Here is a 20897-nt window from a genome sequence, read left to right as displayed (position 1 = left end):
AGCGGCATAGCCCTAGCGACACACCGGTCGACGCCGGCCCTATTCCGCGTCCGGCTGCTGTGAAGGATGGGCCGCCGCGAACGCGGGCAGCGCCACGCAGTTGGCGTGAATGCGCATGATGGTGGGATACGGCGCCAGGTCCAGTTCGAAACGCTGGGCGTTGAACACCTGCGGCACCAGGCAGCAGTCGGCCATGGTGGGCGTGTCGCCGTGGCAGAAGCGGCCCGTCTGCGGCTCGCCGGCCAGGTGCGCTTCCAGCATGGCCATGCCCTCGCCCAGCCAATGCTTGTACCACTGCGTCTTCACTTCCTCCGACAAGCCCAGCGGCCCTTTCAGGTACTTGAGCACGCGCAGGTTGGTCAGCGGATGGGTGTCGCACGCCACCGTCAGCGCCAGCGCGCGCACGCGGGCGCGGCCCAGGGCGCCGGCCGGCAGCAGCGGCACGGCCGGATACAGTTCGTCCAGGTATTCCATGATGGCCAGCGACTGGTGCACGATGGCGCCTTCGTCGTCCAGCACCGGCAGCAGGGCGCTGGGGTTGACGGCGCGGTATGCCGGCGCCAGCTGCTCGCCGCCGTTGCGCAGCAGGTGCACCGGTAGCGCTTCGTACGCGAGGCCCTTGAGGTTCAGGGCGATCCGCACCCGGTACGCGGCCGAGCTGCGAAAGTAGGTATAGAGCTTCATGTCAGCCACGCTCCCGGTAGTGGGTCACGGTCTGCTCGATGGCGCCGAAGATGCTGGCGCCATCGGCGTCGCGCATTTCGATGCGCACCGTGTCGCCGAACTTGAGGAAGCCCGTCTGTGGCTTGCCGCGCTCGATGGTTTCGTACATGCGCACTTCGGCCAGGCAGCAGTAGCCCACGCCGCCGTTCTCGATGCTCGAGCCGTGCAGGCTGCCCTGCTTGTTGGACACGGTGCCGGAACCGATGATGGTGCTGGCCGCCAGTTCGCGCGTGGCGGCGGCGTGCGCCACCAGCTGGGCGAAGTTGAAGGTCATGTCCTCGCCCGCGTTGGGACGGCCGAACGGACGGTGGTTCAGTTCCACCAGCAGCGGCAGGTGCAGCTTGGTGTCGGCCCAGTGCGCGCCCAGTTCGTCCGGCGTGACGGCCACCGGCGAGAACGCGCTGGCGGCCTTGGACTGGAAGAAGCCGAAGCCCTTGGCCAGTTCGTTCGGGATCAGGTTGCGCAGCGAGACATCGTTGACCAGCATGACCAGGCGGATCGCCCGCGCCGCGTCGTCCGCGCTGGCGCCCATGCGCACGTCGCCCGTGATGACGGCCACTTCCGCCTCCAGGTCGATGCCCCACTCCTCGCTCAACGCGAAGATGGGATCATGGGGGCCGATGAAGCTGTCCGACCCGCCCTGGTACATGAGCGGATCGGTGTAGAACGAGGCCGGCACTTCCGCGTTGCGCGCCTTGCGCACCAGCTCCACGTGGTTGATGTAGGCCGAGCCGTCGGCCCACTGGTAGGCGCGCGGCAGCGGCGAGTGGCATTGCAGCTGGTCGAACGGACGGGCCTCGGCCACGGCGCCGGCGTTGAGCGCGGCGTAGGTCTGCTCCAGCCGGGGCGCCACGGCGTCCCAGTTGTCGAGCGCGTACTGCAAGGTGGCCGCGATCTGCGGCACGGCGGCGCAGCGCGACAGGTCGCGGCTGACGATGACCAGGGCGCCGTCGCGGCTGCCGTTTTTCAGGGTGGCGAGTTTCATTGCTGGCCCTCCGCTTGCGGCGCGTGCATCCAGGCCGCGTGCTTGGGCGCCTTGCGCGTTTTCGACCACTCTTCCAGCATCTCCCACTTGACGGCGTCGAGCCGCGCCATCATCTCGGGCGTGCCCGTGTTGGCGGCCAGTTCCAGCCGATGGCCGTTCGGATCGAAGAAGTAGATCGACTTGAAGATGGTGTGGTTGACGGGGCCCAGCACGTCGATGCCGGCGGCCACCAGGCGCTCCTTGGCGGCCAGCAGTTCGTCCATGCTTTCCACTTCCAGCGCCAGGTGCTGGACCCAGGCCGGGGTGTTGCGGTCGCGGTCCATCGGCGCCTGGGTCGGCAGCTCGAAGAAGGCCAGCACGTTGCCGTGGCCGGCGTCCAGGAACACGTGCATGTACGGGTCCGGCGCCTTGGTCGACGGCACTTCGTCTTCGGCAATGGCCAGCACGAAGTCCATGTTCAGGTGTTTGACGTACCACTCGACGGTCTGCTTGGCGTCGATGCAGCGGTAGGCCACATGGTGGATTTGCTTGATTTTCATCTCTGTCTCCGGGTGAGTCCTCATGTCACGCATTAGAATCCAGTTTCAGATATCATACAAACAGTATTTTCCAGACTATTTATCAGGTTTTCTTATGAATCCTAGCCTGCGCCAGATGCGCGCCCTGGTGGCCGTGGCCAAGACCGGCAGCTTCACGCTGGCCGCGGAATACCTGCATGTGACCCAGTCCGCGCTGAGCGGCCAGATCAAGGAACTGGAGCAGGTGCTGGGGGTGACCGTGGTCGAGCGTACCACGCGGCGCGCCCAGCTGTCGGAGCTGGGGCGCGAACTGTACCCGCTGTTCGACAAGATGCTGCAGGACCTGGACGGCGCCATGGCCGACATCGCCAACCGCAAGGCGCTCAAGAAGGGCATGGTGCGGGTGGCGGCGCCGCAGATGATGTCGTGCACCCTGCTGCCGGAAGTGATCGCGGCCTACCGGGCCGCCCATCCCGAGGTGCAGGTGCGGCTGGTGGACTGTCCGCTGGAACAGGTGACGGGCCGCGTGTTCAGCGGCGAAGTGGACTTCGGCATCGGGCCTGAACGCGACCCCACGGCCGAGATCGACGCCGTCCAGCTGCTGGAAATGCCGTTCGTGCTGGTCTACCCGCCCGGCCACCCGCTCGAACAGCGCGCGCGCGTGACGTGGGCCGACGTTTGCGACTACCCCTTCATTTCGCTCCAGGGCCAGTTCACGGAACGGCTGCTGCGCGACATGCATGCCTCGTTCCGCGACCTCTCGCTCAGCCCCTACAACGAGGTGACGTTCATGACGACGGCGCTGGCCATGGTCAGCGCCGGGCTCGGCATCACCGTCTGCCTGCCCTACGCGGCCCAGATGGTCAGGCTGTACGGCCTGCAGATGCGCCAGCTGTATGAGCCGGAGCTGACCCGGCGCTTCTTTGTCTACACCAAGAACGCGCGCGCGCTGTCGCCGGCGGCCGACAGCTTCGTCGGCTTCCTGCACCAGTTCGTGGCTGGCCACGAATGGAACGTCACGCTGGACTGAGGCGCGCCGGGCGCCGCCGCCCGTAGCGAGTAGCCGGCAGCCGGCAACCGCCCGCTTGCCGCCATCACACGCAATTGCAACAAAATATATACTTTTTACCCATTGGCAACATTATTGCAGCAAGGCTATACTGCGCGGGGCGCTACGCCCGACAACGAAACGAATCAATGCACATCCTCCATATTGACACCTGCGCCCTGGGCGACGTTACCGGCTCACGCCAGTCCACTGCCGCAGTTGTCGCCGCGCTGTGCCCTGCCGGTACGGCGCAAGTCGTCTATCGCGACCTGGCCGCCGCCCCGCTGTCACACATCAGCGGCCCGCTGCTGCAAGTACTGCGCCAGCATTGGGACGACACCATCCCCCTCAACGCCGAGCTGCGGGCCGAAGCCATGCTCAGCCAATCGCTGTTGCGCGAATTGCTGGACGCCGACCTCATCGTCCTGGGCGCTCCCCTGTACAACTATTCCATCCCTTCCGTGCTCAAGGCCTGGCTGGACCGCATCTTGCACCTGGTGCAGGGACCAGACGGTGAGGCGCTGCGTGGCGGCCTCGACGGCAAGCGCCTGATCCTGGTCACCACCTGCTGCAGCCCGGCCGACCAGCCCGCGCAACTGCAGTTGATGGAATTGCATGAACAACACCTGGCCCGCGTGTTCCGCCACATCGGCATCGGCCAGCCAGAATGCATGCGCATCGCGACGGACGGCAACGGCAAGTTGCTGATGCCCGACACGCTGCCCACGCCCCGGCTGCTGCCCCGCTCCTGAACCGAGCCTGGCAGCCGGTCGGACAGAGGCCCTAAGTCCGACCGGCTGCCCCTAAGTCCGACAGGCTGCCAGCCTCGCCGAACCGCAACGCCGGCCTTATAATGCAGAGGTGCCGCCCCTGCGCGCGGCGAGCTGGCCACCGACCCCCCCTGCAACCGCAACCGCAACAATGACTGCCAACACCATCGCCGCCAACCAGAAGATGGACAAGTTCGACGGCTGCCACAGCGTCTGGCTGTTCGGCTACGGCTCGCTGATCTACAAGGCCGACTTCCCCTACCTGGAGCGCCGTCCCGCCAGTATCGCGGACTGGACCCGCCGCTTCTGGCAAGGTTCGCACGACCACCGCGGCACACCGGACGCGCCGGGCCGAGTGGTGACCCTGATCCGCGAAGCGGGCGCCATCTGCCACGGCATGGCTTACCTGATCACGCCCGAAGTGTTCGGCCACCTCGACCACCGCGAGAAGAACGGCTACCTGCGCCTGCCCATCCCCATCCGCTTCGACGACGGCCGCAGCGAGGAAGGCCTGGTCTACATCGCCACGGAAGACAACACGGCCTTCCTGGGCGCCGCCTCCGAGCGCGAGATCGCGGCGCACATCGCCCGCTCGTCCGGCCCCAGCGGCCCCAACAGCGATTACCTGAACCACCTGGCCGCCGCCCTGCGCGAACTGGGCCAGCACGACCAGCACGTGTTCGCCATCGAGCGCCACCTGGCCGAACTGAACTCAGCCGAATAAATCCAGCTGCCCCTCCCCATCGCCCCTGGCCCGCGCACCGAGCGGGGGAATGACGAGCGGGCGGCGGAACTGGCTGGCATCGAGCTGCTGGAAGCGGCTGCCCCGCCCGGCCAGCCCCAGCCGCGCGGCGGCGATCTTGAAACGCTGCCGTATCAGTTCGGCCCACACGCCCTCGCCCTTCATGCGCGTGGCGAAATCGCTGTCGTAGTCCTTGCCGCCGCGCATTTCCCGCACCCGGTTCATCACGCGCTGGGCCCGCTCCGGAAAGTGGGCCTGCAACCACTGCTGGAACAGGGGATTGACTTCCCACGGCAGGCGCAGCACGACGTAGTGGGCCGAAGTGGCGCCCGCCTCGTGCACGGCTTCCAGCAAGCGCTCGATTTCCGGTTCTGTGATGAAGGGGATGATGGGCGAGATGCTGACACCCACCGGTATGCCCGCCGCGGCCAGCGTGCGGATGGTGCGCAGCCGGCGCGCGGGCGCGGCCGCACGCGGCTCCAGCGTGCGCGCGATGGCCGGGTCCAGCGTGGTGACGGTGATGGCCACGGCCGCCTGCTGGCGGGCCGCCATCGCCGCCAGGATGTCGATGTCGCGCTCGATCAGGGCCGACTTGGTGATCAGGCCGACGGGGTGTTCGCACTCCTGCAACACCTCCAGCACGCGGCGCGTGAGGCGCAGTTCGCGCTCGCAGGGCTGGTAGGCGTCCGTGTTGACGCCCAGCGCGATCGATTCCGGCACATAGGATGGCTTGGCCAGTTCGCGCCGCAGCAGTTCCGGCGCGTTGACCTTGGCAAAAATCTTGCTCTCGAAATCGAGTCCCGGCGACAGCCCCTGGTAACTGTGCGTAGGCCGGGCGTAGCAGTAGATGCAGCCATGCTCGCAGCCCCGGTAAGGGTTGAGCGACACGTTGAACGGCAGGTCGGGCGAGGCGTTGCGGCTGAGGATGCTGCGGGCCTGCTCATGCGTCACCTGGGTCTGCCAGCCGCGCGGCGCCTCCTCTTCGTGTTCCCAGCCATCGTCGAACGCCTCACGTGCATTGCGCTCGAAGCGCCCCTGCAGATTGCTGACGGCGCCACGTCCCTTGGTGGCCTGCAGGGGCCTAGGCGGCAACATCACCTGCTCGAACTGTTCTTCCTCGTTGGACATTGCGCACCTGAAAATACTGTATGGATACACAGTATTTTAGGCAGTTGTGGCAGCCATATCAAGCGCAACCGTAAAAAAAATCTATCCATGTCACCTCGCATCGATCACTGCCCTGAATAGCCAAGCGCTAGTTAATCCGATTAACGCAATCGCGTCTTGAATAATGACGATTATGCACTAGACTGGCGAAAAGAAATTAAAAGATATTAATAAATTAATTGAAATAATTTCCACAGAACAAAGCGATACCACGTGAATTAATAAACAACGTCAATTTCCGAAACTTAATTTATTTGACCAACCAATAAAAGGGAGGACGCCACACGCTTTAACATCCATACTGCAACTCATTATTCGCATTCAATAATAAAAGGGAGAAACACCATGGCAGACATCACCAATATTCAAACCACGGCAAGCAAGGCTTCCGGCGCGGGCAACAACTGGGATATCACGGTCACCTACGACGCCGTGTTCAGCCAATATGAATGGAAGACGGCCAACTTCACCTTCCGCGACGGCTTCATCCTGATGGAGTCGGACCAGGGCGAAATCTTCGGCGGCGCCGACGACCAGCTCACCGGCATCGTGGCCGTGAGCACCTTCAACCCCAACGAGCCCAAGGTGCGGCGCGTGATGAAGCTGCGCATCAACGGCGACACGCTGGACACCGAACTGGGCGGCGAAGAACTGTATCCGGTGGTGCGCCTGCGTAACCTGGACCTCAACCTGCTGTATCCCCAAAAGAAAGGAGGCATCCTGCATTTAAACCCCTAGTTTGACCATCCCGGTCGCGGGAATAACATCTGACCGATGTTAGCGGAGCTGGCCCAATCGCGCAGGCGGATCGCGCCGCGCATTGCTGGCCGGCTTTGCCATTGCGCGTCCAATATATAAAATGGTTGCAGATAAAATATCAATGGAAATATTATTTCCGCCTCGCAAAAACAATACCACAGCGCATATTCAGCATGCCGGAACGGAATAAAGATTTATCCGGCAATTAGCCTGACAATTCAAATCACCACAGGTAAAATGCAAATCGGAAGCCGGTTTGCATGGCCGTCCCTTGCTGCGTCCGTGCCACTGTGCCGGCGGACCGGCCGGAGGCCTTGCCTCTGCAGTTCCAGCCCGCAAGCTGGTATCATGCGAACAAACTTGGGGAGAAATCATCCCCACGCCGCGCGCGCCCCGGTTGCTGCGCCGGCGGGCCTGTAGCGCCCCAGCCCCACACACCAACATATCCCGATGCCGCCCGGTGCATGGCGGCGTCGTGATGATTACCTTATGCGAGCACCCCATGACCCAAGCCACACCCGCCAAACTGTCGTTCTGGAGCCGGCTGCCGCTGGCCTTCAGCGCCTTCATCAACACGCTGTCCGATGCCGACTATGCTAGTCGCCTGCAGCGCATGACGGACGCCGCCAGCTATCCGCCAGCCCCTGTCGCAACGCCTGCCCCCGCGCCGCTGCGCGTGGCCACGCCCGACGCCGCCCTGCAACTGCTGAGCCTGCTGCAACGGGAAGCGCGCCTGATCGACTTCACCCAGGAAGACCTGAGCGCCTATGCCGACGCCGACATCGGCGCCGCCGCCCGCGTGGTGCACGCAGGCTGCGGCAAGGTACTGCGCGAGCACTTCCACATCGAACCGGTGCGCAACGAGGCCGAAGGCAGCCGCGTGGTGCTGGAAGACGGCTTCGACGCGGGCGCCGTGCGCCTGACGGGCAACGTGGTCGGCAAGGCGCCGTTCCGCGGCACCCTGTCCCACCGCGGCTGGCGCGCCACCAACGTGCTGCTGCCGAAGCTGGCCGAAGCGCACGACGCCAGCGTGCTGGCCCCGGCGGAGGTGGAATTATGAGCGAACCGCGCTATGCCATCGGCATCGACCTGGGCACCACCCACAGCGCCCTGTCCTATGTAGACCTGGCCGCCAGCGACGGCGAGCAGACCAGCCACGGCGTGCTGGCCGTGCCCCAGCTGACGGCGCCCGGCACGGTGGAAGAACTGCCGCTGCTGCCGTCCTTCCTGTACCTGCCGCACGCGGACGAACTGGCGCCCGGTGAACTGAGCCTGCCCTGGGCGCAAAGCGCCGCCGAGCAGACCGCCGTGGTAGGCGAGATGGCCCGCAGCCGCGGCGCCACCACGCCGATCCGCCTGGTCTCCAGTGCCAAGAGCTGGCTGTGCCACCCCGGCGTGGACCGCCGCGGCCCCATCCTGCCGAACGACGCGCCGGAAGAAGTGGCGCGCGTCTCGCCGCTCGACGCCTCGACCCGCTACCTGGCGCACCTGCGCGCGGCCTGGGACCAGGCCCACCCGGAAGCGCCGTTCGCCGAGCAGGCCGTCACCGTCACCATCCCCGCCTCGTTCGATCCGGGCGCGCGCGAACTGACGGCCGACGCGGCCCGCGCCGCCGGCTACGACGCGCTCACGCTGCTGGAAGAACCGCAGGCCGCCCTGTACAGCTGGATCCAGGGCAGCGCCGGCCGCTGGCGCAAGGAAGTCAAGCCGGGCGACGTGATCCTGGTGGTGGACGTGGGCGGCGGCACCAGCGACTTCTCGCTGATCGCCGTGCTGGAACGGGACGGCGTGCTGGAACCGCACCGCGTGGCCGTGGGCGACCATATCCTGCTGGGCGGCGACAACATGGACCTGGCGCTGGCCCACCTGGTGGCGCGCAAGCTGGCCGCCAACGGCACCGCGCTGGACGCCTGGCAGATGCGGGCCCTGACCTACGGCTGCCGCGCCGCCAAGGAAGCGCTGCTGGCCGATGCCGACGCGGCCACCTGGCCCATCGTCGTACCCAGCCGCGGCTCCAAGCTGATCGGTGGCTCGATCCGCACTGAACTGACGCGCGAGGAAGTGAGCACCTTCATCCTGGACGGCTTCTTCCCCACCGTGGATGCGTCGGCCCGGCCGGCCGTGCGCACCCGCGCCGGCCTGACCCAGCTTGGCCTGCCGTATGCGCAGGATGCCGGCATCACGCGCCACCTCGCTTCGTTCCTGGCGCGCCAGCTCGGCGCGACGGCGGAGCTGGCAGGCTATGCCGGCCGGCAGAACGCGGACGCCACCTTCCTGCATCCGACGGCCGTGCTGTTCAACGGCGGCGTGTTCAAGTCCGAGCTGCTGGCCCAGCGCGTGATGGCCACCCTCAACGACTGGCTCTACCTGGAGGGCGCGGAACCGGCCCGCATGCTGGGCGGCGCCGACCTCGATCTGGCGGTGGCGCGCGGCGCGGCCTACTACAGCTACGTGCGGCGCGGCAGCGGCGTGCGCATCCGCGGCGGCACGGCCCGTTCCTACTACGTGGCCATCGAGTCGGCCATGCCGGCCATCCCCGGCATGGAACCGCCGATCCAGGCCCTGTGCGTGGCGCCGTTCGGCATGGAGGAAGGCGCGGAGATGGAATTGCCGGCGCAGGAATTCGGCCTGGTGGTGGGCGAGCCAGTGCAGTTCCGCTTCTTCGGCTCCACCGTGCGGCGCCAGGACCAGATCGGCGACATGCTCGACAGCTGGCTGCCGGACGAACTGCAGGAACTCAACGAGATCGCCGCCACGCTGTCGCCGGAAGGCCGCCAGCCGGGCGACGTGGTGCAGGTCAAGCTGCACGCGCTGGCCACCGAATCGGGCACGCTGGAACTGCTGGCCGTGGCCAATGACGGCCAGCGCTGGAAGGTGGAGTTCGACGTGCGTGCGGGAGCTGCTGCCTGACGATGACGCACTACCTCGTCAGCATCGACCTGGGCACCACCAACACGGTGCTGGCTTACTCCGAACTGGGCGCCGCGCCCGGAGCGGAGCAGATCCGGCTGTTCGACATCGAGCAGCTGGTGGCGCCGGGCGAAGTGGCGCCCGGCACGCTGCTGCCGTCGCTGCGCTACCATCCGGCCGAGGGCGAACTGGCCGGTGGCGATCTGCAGCTGCCATGGCGGCAGGACGACGTGGCCGGCCTGGCGCAAGTGGTCACGGGCCGGCTGGCCCGCCAGCTCGGTGCGCAGGTGCCGGGCCGGCTGGTGGCCAGTGCCAAGAGCTGGCTGTCCCATCCCGGCGTGGACCGCATGGCGCCCATCCTGCCGTGGGGCGCCGAGGACGGCGTGCCGCGCGTGTCGCCGGTGGCGGCCAGCGCCAGCTACCTGGCCCACTTGCGGGCCGCGTGGAATACCCGCTTCCCGCAGCAGCCGCTGGAGCGGCAGCAGCTGGTACTGACCATCCCCGCCTCGTTCGACGAAGGCGCACGGGCGCTGACGCTGGAGGCGGCCCGCATGGCCGGCCTGCCCGCCTTACGCCTGCTGGAAGAACCGCAGGCCGCCTTTTACGACTGGCTGTTCCGCCACCGTGCCACCCTCAATGAAGAACTGGCCGCCACCCGCCTCGTGCTCGTGTGCGACGTGGGCGGCGGCACCACCGACTTCAGCCTGATCAAGGTGGAGCTGGCCGACGGCGAGCCGCAATTGAGCCCGCAGTTGAGCCGTATTGGCGTGGGCAACCACCTGATCCTGGGCGGCGACAATATGGACCTGGCGCTGGCCCACCTGGCCGAAAGCCGCATGGCGGCCGGCGCTGCGGGCGCAGCGCGCCTGTCCGCCGGCCGGCTGGCGCAGCTGACGGAGCGCTGCCGCGCCGCCAAGGAACAGCTGCTGGCGGCCGATGCACCGGAGCGCGCCACCGTCACGCTGCTGGGTGCGGGATCGCGCCTGATCGGCGGCACCCGCTCGGTGGAATTCACGCGCGAGGAAGTGGAGCGGCTGGTGGTGGACGGCTTCTTCCCCATGGGCGCCGTGGACGACGGCGCGCGGCGCGGCCGTGCCGCCATCGTCGAATTCGGCCTGCCCTACGCCAGCGATCCGGCCATCACGCGCCACCTGGCCAGCTTCCTGCAGCAGCACGCTGGCGCCGCGCGGGCCGCGCTGGGCTTGGCCGAAGACGCAACAGCCACCATCCCCATTCCCGACACGCTGCTGCTCAACGGCGGCGTATTCCGCGCCGACGCCCTCGCACGCCGGCTGCAGGCAACGCTGGCGCAATGGCGCGGCCAGCCGCTGCGCGTGCTCCACAACGACAATCCCGACGTGGCCGTGGCCCGTGGCGGCGTGGCCTACGCACTGGCCCGGCGCGGCGCGGCGCCCGCCATTACGGGCGGTTCGCCGCGCAGCTACTTCCTGGTGCTGGACGAGGAACCGCGCGCCGACAAGCCGCGCCGCGCCATCTGCATCCTGCCGCGCGGCAGCGCCGAAGGCAGCGAAGTGCTGCTGTCCGAGCGCACCTTCGCACTGCGCCTGGGGCGCCCGGTGCGCTTCCACCTGGCCTCGTCCACCACGCAAACGGGCGCCGCGCCGCTGGCCGGCGACATGGTCGATCTGAACCAGGGCGACTACGTGCGCCTGCCGCCCATCGCCACCGTGCTGCGCGACAGCGGCGGCGCCGCGCGCAAGGAAATCCCCGTGCAGCTGGCCACGGCGCTGAGCGAATTGGGCACGCTGGAAGTGCATTGTGTGGCCGCCGCCGATGACGATGGCGGCCAGCCGCCCCAGCGCTGGCTGCTGGAGTTCCAGCTGCGCGAAGCGAACGCGCCAGATACCGGCGCCGGCCAGGCGCAGGAGCCGGAAGGTGCCGCGCATCCGGGGCTGGAAGCGGCCATCGAAAAGATAGACCGCATCTTCGGCGCCCGCGCGCAGCAAGTGGAACTGAAGGAAGTGCGTCAGCTGCGCACCCAGCTCGAACAAGTGCTGGGTAGCCGCGAAAAGTGGGCCACGCCCCTGCTGCGCCAGCTGTTCGACGCCCTGCTGGCGCGCGCCAAGGGCCGGCGCCGCTCGGCCGAACATGAGCGCGCGTGGCTTAACCTGGGCGGCTATTGCCTGCGTCCCGGCTTCGGCTATGCGCTCGACGAGTGGCGCATCGAACAGCTGTGGGCCCTGTTCGAAACGGGCGCCCAGCATCACAAGGACAGCCAGGTCTGCGCCGAATGGTGGACCTTGTGGCGGCGCGTGTCCGGCGGGCTGGATGCGACGGCCCAGCTGCGTATCCTCGACGATTTCGCCTTCAACGTGCAGGCCGACGCGCAGGAGCGGGGCCGCCGTCCGCACACGCTGGTCACCGGCAGCGAAGACGACATGCTGCGCCTGGGCGCTTCGCTGGAACGCATCCCCGGCAACTACAAGGCGGAAATCGGCGCCTGGATGCTGGGACAACTGGAGCAGGCCACGACGGCGTTGCAACGCACCGTGGCGGCCAAGGGTGGCGCGGCGGCGCGCAGCAGCAGCGCCAAGGCGGAAACAACAGCCAAGGCGGAAGCGGCGCAGGCCCGCTACCTGTGGGGCCTGAGCCGCGTGGGCGCACGCCAGCCCTTCCACGGCAGCGCGCACGACGTGGTGGCCACCGCCACCGTGGAGCAGTGGCTGGCCGTGATCCTGGCGCTGGACTGGAAGAAGGTGGAGCCGGCCGGCTACGCCGCCGCCCACCTGGCGCGCATGACAGGCGACCGCTCGCGCGACGTGGACGAAACGCTGCGGTCCGAAATCCTGCGCCGCCTGACCGCCGTGGGCGCGCCCGCCGGCTGGAGCGCCATGGTGCGCGAAGTGGTGCAGCTGGACCAGGCCGACGAAAAGCGCCTGCTCGGCGACGCGCTGCCGCCAGGCCTGAAGCTGATCGCCTGAGCCCGAATACATCGGGGGTCAGTGCCAACATTCATGCACGAGGTCGACCGTAGAAATAGCTAAGGCTGAGCCCGTGTATGAATGTTGGCACTGCCCCCGGCACTGTAACCTTGCTGCTGCGCGACGAAGCCGTCGAAGGCGGCGATCAGCGGGTCGAAGGCGGCCGCCCTGCCCTCCAGCTGCTGCAGCGCGTAGCAGGTCGCTTCCAGCGTCGACAACTGGTCGGGCAGGTGCGCCTTGCGGATCAGATAGTGGGATGGCGGCGTGTCGCGCAGCGGCAGGCGCGGCAAGCCTTGCAGCGCCGGATTCAGGTACAGCATCTTGCGGCTCTTGCGCCAGGTGCCGTCCAGTACCACCAACCGCAGACGCTCCGGCTGAGCGCGCCAGGCTGGATCGAACGGGGCCGCCGGGACCATGGCCGGACCGCCCGCTTCCACCGTCTCCGGATACAGCAGCACCGGGCGGCGGCCGTCCGCCGTCAACCAGTTGGCCAAGGCATCCGCCGCAAACGTTTCCCCCACTTCCAGCCGGCTGCGTGACAGGCTCAGATGCAGCAACCGCGCGCTGCCCTTGGCGTTCGCCACTTCCATCGGGTGCTGCAGAATCAATACGTCGACCACGTTGTCCAGCGCGGCCACCCAGCGGCAGATGCAGGCCGATTGCGCGCGCAGGCAGGCGGCGCATATGGCGCGGCGCTGGCCGCCCGTTGCGGCAGGTTCCATGGGAATAGTCATGAGGCGACATTGTACCGAAGCGGCGCTCGCACTGGCCGGGCGGTAACGGATCTATATCTGCAAAAACAGCTGTTAATCCAGTCAAATAGTAAAAATGAAATTGTGTGAAAAATAGTTCTTAAAATGTAAATTATGCAATAGCAATCACAAATGCCTCTGCTTATACTGGGTGAGCCTAACAGGCGCAATCCTCGCTTTCACCGCACTATCGTCAACAATAATCCGGAGGTGATCCATGAAACCACTACCCCGCTTACTTGCCGTGGCCGCCCTGCTGGCCGCGACGCAGCCGGTGCTTGCCGTGCCGCTGCCGGTCAACACTTACACCAGCCTGCCCGGCACCACGGTAGCGGCGGAACCGCAACTGGCCGGCGTCGTGCTGGCGGATGAAGTGCAGGCGTTCTCATTCAACAATGGCAGCGGCACCATCTCCGGCACCGTGCAGTCGCGCGTGGTGCGCTCGAGCGTGGACGGTACGCTCGATTTCTATTGGCGCGTCATCAGCGACCGCAGTTCGGCCGCCGATATCAATTCGTTCAGGCTGGGGAATTTCATCGCGCCGGAATATAACGGCAACTGGCGCAGCGACGGTCTCGGGTCGGTGGCGCCGGATGCCGCTTACCACTTCAGCGTGCCTTCCACCGCCTATGTCAACTACCTGTTCGGCCACACGCAGGGCGACCCCACCCTGGCGCCGGGCACGGAGTCGTATTTCATGTTCCTCGATACCACGGCCACCAGCTATGGCAAGACTGCGCTGTACGACCTGACCGCCACAGGATCGGGCAATATCTCGGCCAGCTACGCCACGTTCGCCCCGGCCGTGCCGGAGCCGTCGGGCAGCGCCATGCTGTTGCTTGGCCTGGCCGGCATCGCCGTGGCCGCCGCACGCCGCCGCGGTTAGCCCGCGGTTAGCTCGCAGTTAGTCCCCGGCGCCGGACGCCGCCGCACCCAGCAAGTCTTCCAGGCTGGCCAGCGTGACCGGGTCCTTGACCACGGCGCGCAGCCACAGGTGCAGCGGCTGTTCGCCCCAGCTGGCCGCCTTGTCCGCGAGATACAGGTCCACCAGGCCTTTCTGGATTTGCTCCGGGCTGCCTTCCAGCGTCAGGTCGTCCTTGGCGGCCGTCTTCAATACCCAGTCGGCGCTTTGCAGCTCGTGGGTGGCCGCTTCCTTGAAGGCGCCATCGACGTATTTTTCCCACGCCTCGCGGGTGAAGGCGCCGGACACGGCGTGGCTGCCGGCCACCAGCGCCTGGTCCTGTTCGCCCACGATACGCGCCACCGTCATGGTGGGGAAGCGGGTGGCGGCGCGGGCGCGGATGTCGGCGTACACGCGCTCGCGCGCCGGCATGCCGTGCACCACGCGGCGCAGGTTGTCGCGGGCCTGGTCCACCAGCGCCAGCTTTTCTTCCACCCGCGGCCAGGACGGGTCGTTGATCTGGGCCAGGTAGAACGTCATCAGCCGCTCGGCGCTGCGTATCATCTGCTCGCGCGGCATGGCGCCGCGGTTGCTTTCCAGCCAGCCGCGCCAGTAGCGGGTCAGCTGGTCGTTCAGGTGGCTGGGCTCGGCGTGCGACTTGTCGGCCAACATCAGATAGGTTTTCAGGGCGTTGTAGGCATCCTCGACATTGGTAGGCGAGGCGTCCAGGTAGGGCTGCGTGGCCGCCGGGCGCGGGATGGCGCCCTGAACGGCAGGCTGGCCGGCGGCTGGCGTGACGGCCTGGCCGGCCGACGGTTTCGCTGCTACGCCGACAGGTGCGCCCGCAGCGGCCCCGGCAGCAGCGCCTGCCCCCTCACGCCCGTCCGGCGCGGGCCGGGTGACGGCTTGCAGCTGGTCGGCATTGGCGTTCATTTCCGCCAGCAGCGCTTCCAGATTGGCGGCGACGGGCCTGAGCATCACTTCCTTCACCCCGGAAAAATATTCCTCGCGCAGCTTGCGGTCCAGCAGCTCGCCCTGATACAGCCCCATGCGCAGCGACCATGGCCGGTGCTTGCGGTAGCTGTCCAATTGTTCAATGCGGTCCTGCAAGATGTCGAGCGCTTCCAGCCGCGACTGCAGATCGAGCCGCTGGTCCTGCAGCTTGATGACTTTGTCCAGGTCGGCCTGCACATTGCTGACCAGCTGCCGGTTGCCCAGGTAAGACCAGCTCCACCCGCCCAGGGAGGCACCCAGCAGGATGGTGGAGGCGAAGAACACGCCGTACTTGATCTGCATCTTGCTCTTGCTGGCGTACTGGGCCACCAGTTCCTTGTCCGCAAAGATCACCTTGCGGAACAGGTTGAGCAGGAAGTAACCGGTCTGGCCGCTGTACGTGACCGGCTGCGTGGCAGGCAACTGCAGCGCAAAGCGCTTGGCAATGTGCTCCGATTGCGCGCTGACCGGCTGCCCCTCCTGCAGGGCGCTGGTGAAATAGAAGCCGCGAAACACGGGCTTGAACTGGAACGGATTTTCCTCGAACAAAGTAGCCAGGAACGCCCGCAGCGAAGGACGGATGGTGGCAAACTCCAGCGGGAAGGTGAACACGCCGGCCGGCATCCGTTCGCGCCGCTGCATGGCCATGTTGGCCAGGCTCATTTCCTTGAGGCCATCGCACAATTCGTCGAAGCCCTGGTCGAAGAATGCCAGCAGCTGCTGGCTGGTGATCTTGCGTTTGTAGGGCATGGTGGCGCCCCACACGCGCTCGCGCTCGCTGCGCTCCGTCTTGGCGAAGAACTCGCCGAAACCGGCGATCAGGTCCACCTTGGTGAAAACGACGTACACGGGCGCGAACACTTCCAGCCGTTCGATCAGGTCCTGCACCCGCTTGCGCAGGCTGTGCGCCAGCTTGATGCCCGTTTCCGGATCGTCGCCCCGCAGCTCGGCGATGCTGACGGCGATGATGATGCCGTTGATGGGCGCGCGCTTGCGGTACTTCTTCAGCAGGTCGAGAAAGCCGAACCATTCCTCGCGGTGCTGGTCGACCACGGCATAGCGCCCCGCCGTATCGAGCAGGATGCCGTCGGTGGTAAAGAACCAGTCGCAATTGCGGGTGCCGCCCACGCCCTGCACGATATGGCCGTCCGCCACAGGGAACTGCAGGCCGGAGTGGGTGATGGCGCTGCTCTTGCCGGCCGCTGGATTGCCGATAATCATATACCACGGCAACTCGTACAGTGCCCGCGCGCCCGACACCATGCCCATCTTGGAACCCTTGATGGTGGCGATGGCCTTCAGCATGCTGTCGCGGATGCCGTCGACTTCCGCGCGAGACGGCCCGTCGGCGCGGAAGTCGACGGACGCGTCGGCCGCGCTGGCTGCCGCCTCGGCGCCGATGGCATCGCCCAGCTTTTCCGATTCGCGCCGGGCGTGGCGGCGGCGCAACCAGCGCCAGGTAACGACGCCCAACACCGCGGCGACCAGCGCCACCGCCGCCCACGCCATGGCCAGTTCCAGCAGCGCCGCGCCGCCGAACAGCAGTAGCGCCATCGCCACAAAACCGACGACGCTCAAGCTGCGGCCATCGGTGAGAAAGTACCAGATTTTTCGCATCATGAGCGGACCGCCAGGTTAGGGTGAAGGAGGATGCGGGCAGACCGAGCCATGTTGCCACTGCTGCCCCGGCGCTTATTTGAGCGGGAACAACGATAGCGCCGCGTCCGCCTATTTCCTCACCGTGCCCGGCACGCGCAGCTCCGTATGGCCCAGGTCCATCATGGTCCAGCGCCCGCCCCAATGCAGGCCGACCGATTCGGCCGCCTCCCCATACAGCCGGTAGCCGCGCATGGCCCACGGATCTTTCTCGGAGATGAGCAACTTGCCGTCGCGCAGGAAGGCGCAGTCCGCCGCCAGGCCGAACTGGTGATAGCTCTGGAAAGCCTTGGCATTGGTCACGCTGGAACCGGCGGCCGCCAGCTGGTTCTGGCGCTCTGGGCTGCGGTAACCTTCCAGGATAGCCATGTCGTAGCCGTGGCGCTCGCGCATGATCCTGAACACCAGCAGCAGGCGCTGGGCGAACTCGGCGTCGAGCAGGCGCCAGTTGCGGTTGGCACTGTCGAGCATGGGCCGCACCTGCGCCACCTCGGCCGTGGTGAAGGTAACAGGCGGCAGCGGTGCGGGCGGGGCCAGCTGTTCTCCCTGCAGCAGCTCCGCCACCTGGGCGTTCACTTCGCTGCTGCTGCCGCCATCAAAGCCCCCCAGCATGCCGCGTCCGCTCACCATCCAGGCCAGCATGGGCGGCACCGTCACCAGCACGGCAGCGGCCAGCAGGGTCAGCCAGTGGCGGCGCAGCAGCCGGCCGCCCGACCGCAGCGCCGTCGCGGTGCCGTCGGCCAGCGTTCCGGCGCCGTGGCTGCCGCGCTGCCCCGCGCGCTGCAAGCGCCGCCCCGTCCACTGTCCCACGTAAGCCAGCGACTGGCGGGCCAGATCGCGGCCGGCGGGAAACAGCGACAGCCAGGCGCCGGCGCAGACCAGCAAAAAGAAGATCAGCATGGAAAGAAGAAACATCGTGCGCTCCGTCAATACAGGCGGCTGGCGCTGATCGGACACTAACTAGCGGCCATGCCGGGATCGTCCCATCGTAGGCCGCCCAGAAAACTTCATCGAACGCTAGATCAAATTCGGGGGTGGTATTTTGGAGACGCAGAACAAACCGACGTTGGTGACGGCCAAACGCAAGGCGCACGAAGGCACGCGGCGCATCCTCGCCAGCCTGGAGCATGGCGCCCTGACGCTGGAACAGGAAAGAGTGGCCCGCTGGAAGTTGAATGGCTGGACCATGGGCCTGTGCATCCTGCTGCTGGCGATGACGGTGCTGGCGTGGGTGGTGCACCAGTCGGCGGTCAAGACCGTAGCGCATCAGGATGACGCACCTCCCAGCGTTGGCGCAGCCAGGAGCGACACCATTTTCACCCATGCCACAGCGGCGCCAACCACCCTGCCTGCCGCCAGCCAGGCGGCAGCCATCATCAACGATGGGCCAGTCCAGGTGGAGATCGTACGGCGTGCCGACCCGCAGGGCGCGGCGCTATCACAGCAGTCCGGCAAGCCTGCCGGGAGCGAAGCAGGAGTTGCCGGTACGCTGGCCGGGCGCCCGGCGAAGACGGTAGCCAAGACTGCAGGCATCGGACCGGCACACGCCCGGAAAGCGACTGCGGCCCTCCCCGTGGCGCCGAGCGATACGGATGTCACCTTGCTCGCGGCCTTGGTGGCGCACGCCAACCAAACAGCCGTCGTCACCGCGGAACGCAGCCGCGATATCGTCGAGCGCACCGACGGCGACAATACGGCCGAACTGCTGCGCCGCTGCAAACAACTGGGCCTGATCGAAGGCATGCTGTGCCGTTCACGCATCTGCTCCGGCCGCTGGGAAAACGATCCGGCCTGCCGCGCGCCCAGCCGTTGAACGGGTCGCCCAGCCAATTCAGAAGACAGCCTGCTCCACGCGCCCATGCAAAAGGCCCGCAATCGCTCGCGGGCCTCATGGACTAATCCGATCCGGTGGGACGCAGCGCGCCCCGCTGGCTTACATGCCCAGCGACTTCAGCAGTTCATCGTTGTCTTCGTCGGCCGACGTCACGGGCGCCGATTCGGCCGCCTGGTTCTCTTGCTCGAACGCCAGCAAGGCATCCGGATCGGGCGCCTCGTTCGCATCGAATTCATACAGGCGCACGAACTCGGTACGGTCGATCGCCAGTTCCAGGTAGAACACATTGCCCTTTTCAGTGTAGAACGACACGCGGCGCATTTCCGGCCGGTCCAGCGGCGTATCGACGCTCAGCATGACCTGCTTGTTCAGCACCAGCATCTTGGGCTGGTTCTGGGTGATATTGGTCTGCAGCTCGCGCCGCACCTTGCCCGTGAAATCGCCGACGATCTGGTTCATCAGTTCGCCCAGGATGTTCGACACTTCGTCCGACGTGTGGGAACCGGCCAGTTCGGACTTGGGCATCCCCATGTGCAACATGTAGCGCGAATAGATCTCCATCGCCGTGTCGGCCGAGAAATTCAGCACCACCAGGCCCGTGAAACCGCCGTCGAACAAAACGAAGCAGCCGATGTCGGGCTTCAGGCCCACCTTGGTAATCCGTTGCACCATGGCCGAGTAATGCACCTTGGTTTGTGTAGCAATGCCCAGTACGCGCGTGACCGAATTGCACAGACTGGTCAGCAAATCCTCCGTACCGTATACGATTTGTGTTTCTTCCATGGCCTAGGCCCCTTCCATTATTATTTGAGCATTATGCTCTATCAGCCAGCGCTATGCGAAACAAAGTGACCTCGCTCAGCAGGCGAGCGATCTGCGCCCGCCGTTCCGTATCGTCCATGGCCGCGCCGGGCGCGCCGGCCAGGCTGCTGCGCAAATCGCACACAGCCCGCTCCAGCGCGCGCACGCGGCGCGCCGCCAGGAGGGCTGCGTCAGAAATGTCTTGTTTGGCGGACAAGTCGTCCACCGGCATCGCCGTTACGGGTCCCACGTCGGTGATCTGCATCTCGCCTCCCTCTGCGCGTCCAGTCCGGCCACAGTGCTGGCCAGGCGGACGCCCTCGCCCGCCTGGATACCAAGAGAATACTGAAATGCAACTTTCCCGTCCACCGTATTTAACGGCTGGCAGGTAATTGTCGTTTTCCCGGCGTGTCCAAGCGAAAAACCCAGCCTGTTGGGGCTGGGTTTTTGGCATGCCGGGGCAATGTCCAACGGCAGAACTGCCACGGGCTGACGATCGGCAACACAGCGGCATCAGGCCAGGCGCACCCAGTCGAGGGTTTCCATCGCATAAGGCGCAAACAGAAAGTCGCGGATCATCGAGATTCGCCCGTCCTGCCATTCGAGCAAAACAAAATGGGCGGGCTGCACCATGGCACCGGCATGGTCGAACACCAGCATCGCCGGCCGTCCCTCCACGGCGCCGAAGGCGAAACGCCACTTGTTCTCCTCGGCATAGCGCGTGAAATAGCGGCCGATGCTTGTGCGCCCCTCCAGTTTGAGGCGGTTCACCAGGTCGAGCCTGACATCATCGGCAAGCATGGCGCGGATCGCATCGAAATCGCCGCTTTGGAACAGGTGCACGTAGGTCGTCATTTTTTCCCGGCCGGCATCCGGCATGAGCGGCAGCCGCGCATCGCGCGGCTGCTTGATCAGTTGCCGCAGCGCCGCGCGCCCCCGCTGCAACGCGGACTTGGCCGCCGCCGGCGTGCATGCGGCGATGGTCGCAATCTCTTCGACCGAATGGCCAAGCACGTCCTTGAGGATCACGGCGCAGCGTTGCAGTTCCGGCAGTTGCAGGAAGGTCTGGAAGCCGACCATGACGATGTCCGCCTCGGGCAGCGTGGCGTCTTCCATGTCGTCGGTGAGCGGAACGATGTTGTGGCGGGCACGCCGGCGCAGGAAATCCAGGCTCGTATTGTGGGCGATACGCAGCAACCAGCCGCCCAGGTTGTCCACCACCACGCCGTCCGCCCGCGCATGCAAGGCCTTGATCAGCGTATCTTGCAGCACATCCTCGCCGTCCACGACCGAGCCGGTCATGCGCGCGCAGTAACGGTGCAGCCGCGGCCTGAGCTCCTGCAGGCGGCGCTCAAAGTCATCCTCTCGCATGGCGGGCGTCGCGTTGGTCATCGTT

The 20897-nt window shown here is 66.3% G+C and carries 18 protein-coding genes and 1 pseudogene; 9 read left to right on the top strand and 10 right to left on the bottom strand.

Annotated elements, in window-relative coordinates:
- Positions 1 to 39 precede the first annotated feature (39 nt).
- Genes maiA through AC3WOS_RS21995 form a run of 3 tightly spaced genes read right to left on the bottom strand, consistent with a single transcriptional unit; the run spans position 40 to position 2247 of the window.
- The gene (gene maiA, locus AC3WOS_RS22005; RefSeq protein WP_492718550.1) at positions 40 to 684 is read right to left on the bottom strand and encodes a maleylacetoacetate isomerase; all 645 of its coding nucleotides are present in this window, start codon (positions 682 to 684) and stop codon (positions 40 to 42) included.
- Position 685: 1 nt separating this feature from the next.
- Positions 686 to 1708: a fumarylacetoacetate hydrolase family protein gene (locus AC3WOS_RS22000; RefSeq protein ID WP_492718548.1), complete on the bottom strand. Its 1023-nt coding sequence runs from the start codon at positions 1706 to 1708 to the stop codon at positions 686 to 688.
- Positions 1705 to 2247, bottom strand: a complete 543-nt coding sequence (locus tag AC3WOS_RS21995) for a VOC family protein (protein WP_492718546.1) — start codon at positions 2245 to 2247, stop codon at positions 1705 to 1707. The genes AC3WOS_RS22000 and AC3WOS_RS21995 overlap by 4 nt, the downstream gene beginning before the upstream one ends.
- Before the next feature lie 94 nt (positions 2248 to 2341).
- Here AC3WOS_RS21995 and AC3WOS_RS21990 point away from each other — a divergent pair, with 94 nt between their 5' ends.
- The 3 genes from AC3WOS_RS21990 to AC3WOS_RS21980 all read left to right on the top strand — a co-directional run bounded on the left by AC3WOS_RS21990 (position 2342) and on the right by AC3WOS_RS21980 (position 4768).
- Positions 2342 to 3256 (top strand): LysR family transcriptional regulator, encoded by a 915-nt coding sequence (locus tag AC3WOS_RS21990; RefSeq protein ID WP_492718544.1) that lies wholly within the window; start codon positions 2342 to 2344, stop codon positions 3254 to 3256.
- Positions 3257 to 3423: 167 nt separating this feature from the next.
- Positions 3424 to 4026 (top strand): NAD(P)H-dependent oxidoreductase, encoded by a 603-nt coding sequence (locus AC3WOS_RS21985; protein ID WP_492718542.1) that lies wholly within the window; start codon positions 3424 to 3426, stop codon positions 4024 to 4026.
- A gap of 169 nt (positions 4027 to 4195) precedes the next feature.
- Positions 4196 to 4768, top strand: coding sequence for a gamma-glutamylcyclotransferase (locus AC3WOS_RS21980; RefSeq protein WP_492718540.1), 573 nt, complete (start codon positions 4196 to 4198; stop codon positions 4766 to 4768).
- On the opposite strand, the gene AC3WOS_RS21975 is transcribed toward AC3WOS_RS21980, so the two are convergent.
- Entirely contained in the window at positions 4757 to 5914 is a 1158-nt protein-coding gene (locus tag AC3WOS_RS21975; RefSeq protein ID WP_492718539.1) for a PA0069 family radical SAM protein, read from the bottom strand. The two genes, AC3WOS_RS21980 and AC3WOS_RS21975, sit on opposite strands and share 12 nt — an antisense overlap.
- A gap of 384 nt (positions 5915 to 6298) precedes the next feature.
- Here AC3WOS_RS21975 and AC3WOS_RS21970 point away from each other — a divergent pair, with 384 nt between their 5' ends.
- From AC3WOS_RS21970 to AC3WOS_RS21955, 4 genes are all read left to right on the top strand, one after another.
- Positions 6299 to 6691, top strand: coding sequence for a hypothetical protein (locus AC3WOS_RS21970; protein WP_492718537.1), 393 nt, complete (start codon positions 6299 to 6301; stop codon positions 6689 to 6691).
- Between the two features lie 523 nt (positions 6692 to 7214).
- A complete protein-coding gene (locus AC3WOS_RS21965) occupies positions 7215 to 7772 on the top strand; it encodes a DUF2760 domain-containing protein (RefSeq protein WP_492718536.1) in 558 nt (185 codons plus the stop codon).
- On the top strand, positions 7769 to 9622 hold the full coding sequence (locus AC3WOS_RS21960) for an Hsp70 family protein (protein WP_492718534.1): 1854 nt from the start codon (positions 7769 to 7771) through the stop codon (positions 9620 to 9622). The genes AC3WOS_RS21965 and AC3WOS_RS21960 overlap by 4 nt, the downstream gene beginning before the upstream one ends.
- 2 nt (positions 9623 to 9624) lie before the next feature.
- Positions 9625 to 12564 carry an Hsp70 family protein gene (locus AC3WOS_RS21955; protein ID WP_492718533.1) on the top strand — a complete coding sequence of 980 codons (2940 nt, stop codon included), beginning with the start codon at positions 9625 to 9627 and terminating at the stop codon, positions 12562 to 12564.
- A gap of 59 nt (positions 12565 to 12623) precedes the next feature.
- Here the strand turns inward: AC3WOS_RS21955 and AC3WOS_RS21950 are convergent, their stop codons facing one another.
- Complete coding sequence (locus AC3WOS_RS21950; protein ID WP_492718532.1) at positions 12624 to 13286, bottom strand: tRNA-uridine aminocarboxypropyltransferase; 663 nt, start codon at positions 13284 to 13286, stop codon at positions 12624 to 12626.
- Between the two features lie 247 nt (positions 13287 to 13533).
- On the opposite strand from AC3WOS_RS21950, the gene AC3WOS_RS21945 reads away from it, so the two are divergent.
- A complete protein-coding gene (locus tag AC3WOS_RS21945) occupies positions 13534 to 14202 on the top strand; it encodes a PEP-CTERM sorting domain-containing protein (RefSeq protein ID WP_492718530.1) in 669 nt (222 codons plus the stop codon).
- 126 nt (positions 14203 to 14328) lie between these two features.
- Here AC3WOS_RS21945 and tssM read toward each other — a convergent pair.
- A pseudogene (tssM, locus tag AC3WOS_RS21940) lies at positions 14329 to 16827 on the bottom strand (type VI secretion system membrane subunit TssM); the annotation flags it as partial.
- Between the two features lie 111 nt (positions 16828 to 16938).
- On the bottom strand, positions 16939 to 17781 hold the full coding sequence (locus tag AC3WOS_RS21935; RefSeq protein WP_492718529.1) for a M15 family metallopeptidase: 843 nt from the start codon (positions 17779 to 17781) through the stop codon (positions 16939 to 16941).
- 127 nt (positions 17782 to 17908) lie between these two features.
- On the opposite strand from AC3WOS_RS21935, the gene AC3WOS_RS21930 reads away from it, so the two are divergent.
- Positions 17909 to 18679 carry a hypothetical protein gene (locus AC3WOS_RS21930; protein ID WP_492718527.1) on the top strand — a complete coding sequence of 257 codons (771 nt, stop codon included), beginning with the start codon at positions 17909 to 17911 and terminating at the stop codon, positions 18677 to 18679.
- Positions 18680 to 18799: 120 nt separating this feature from the next.
- On the opposite strand, the gene AC3WOS_RS21925 is transcribed toward AC3WOS_RS21930, so the two are convergent.
- From AC3WOS_RS21925 to AC3WOS_RS21915, 3 genes are all read right to left on the bottom strand, one after another.
- Positions 18800 to 19483 carry a DUF3334 family protein gene (locus tag AC3WOS_RS21925; RefSeq protein WP_492718525.1) on the bottom strand — a complete coding sequence of 228 codons (684 nt, stop codon included), beginning with the start codon at positions 19481 to 19483 and terminating at the stop codon, positions 18800 to 18802.
- Between the two features lie 31 nt (positions 19484 to 19514).
- The gene (locus tag AC3WOS_RS21920; RefSeq protein WP_492718524.1) at positions 19515 to 19766 is read right to left on the bottom strand and encodes a hypothetical protein; all 252 of its coding nucleotides are present in this window, start codon (positions 19764 to 19766) and stop codon (positions 19515 to 19517) included.
- Positions 19767 to 20014: 248 nt separating this feature from the next.
- Positions 20015 to 20893 carry a sigma-70 family RNA polymerase sigma factor gene (locus tag AC3WOS_RS21915; protein WP_492718522.1) on the bottom strand — a complete coding sequence of 293 codons (879 nt, stop codon included), beginning with the start codon at positions 20891 to 20893 and terminating at the stop codon, positions 20015 to 20017.
- Between the last annotated feature and the right edge of the window lie 4 nt (positions 20894 to 20897).

It is taken from the genome of Rugamonas sp. FW305-51, from assembly GCF_058786935.1.
Note: the sequence above shows the minus strand (reverse complement) of the source record. Positions and strands in the feature narration are given on the sequence as shown.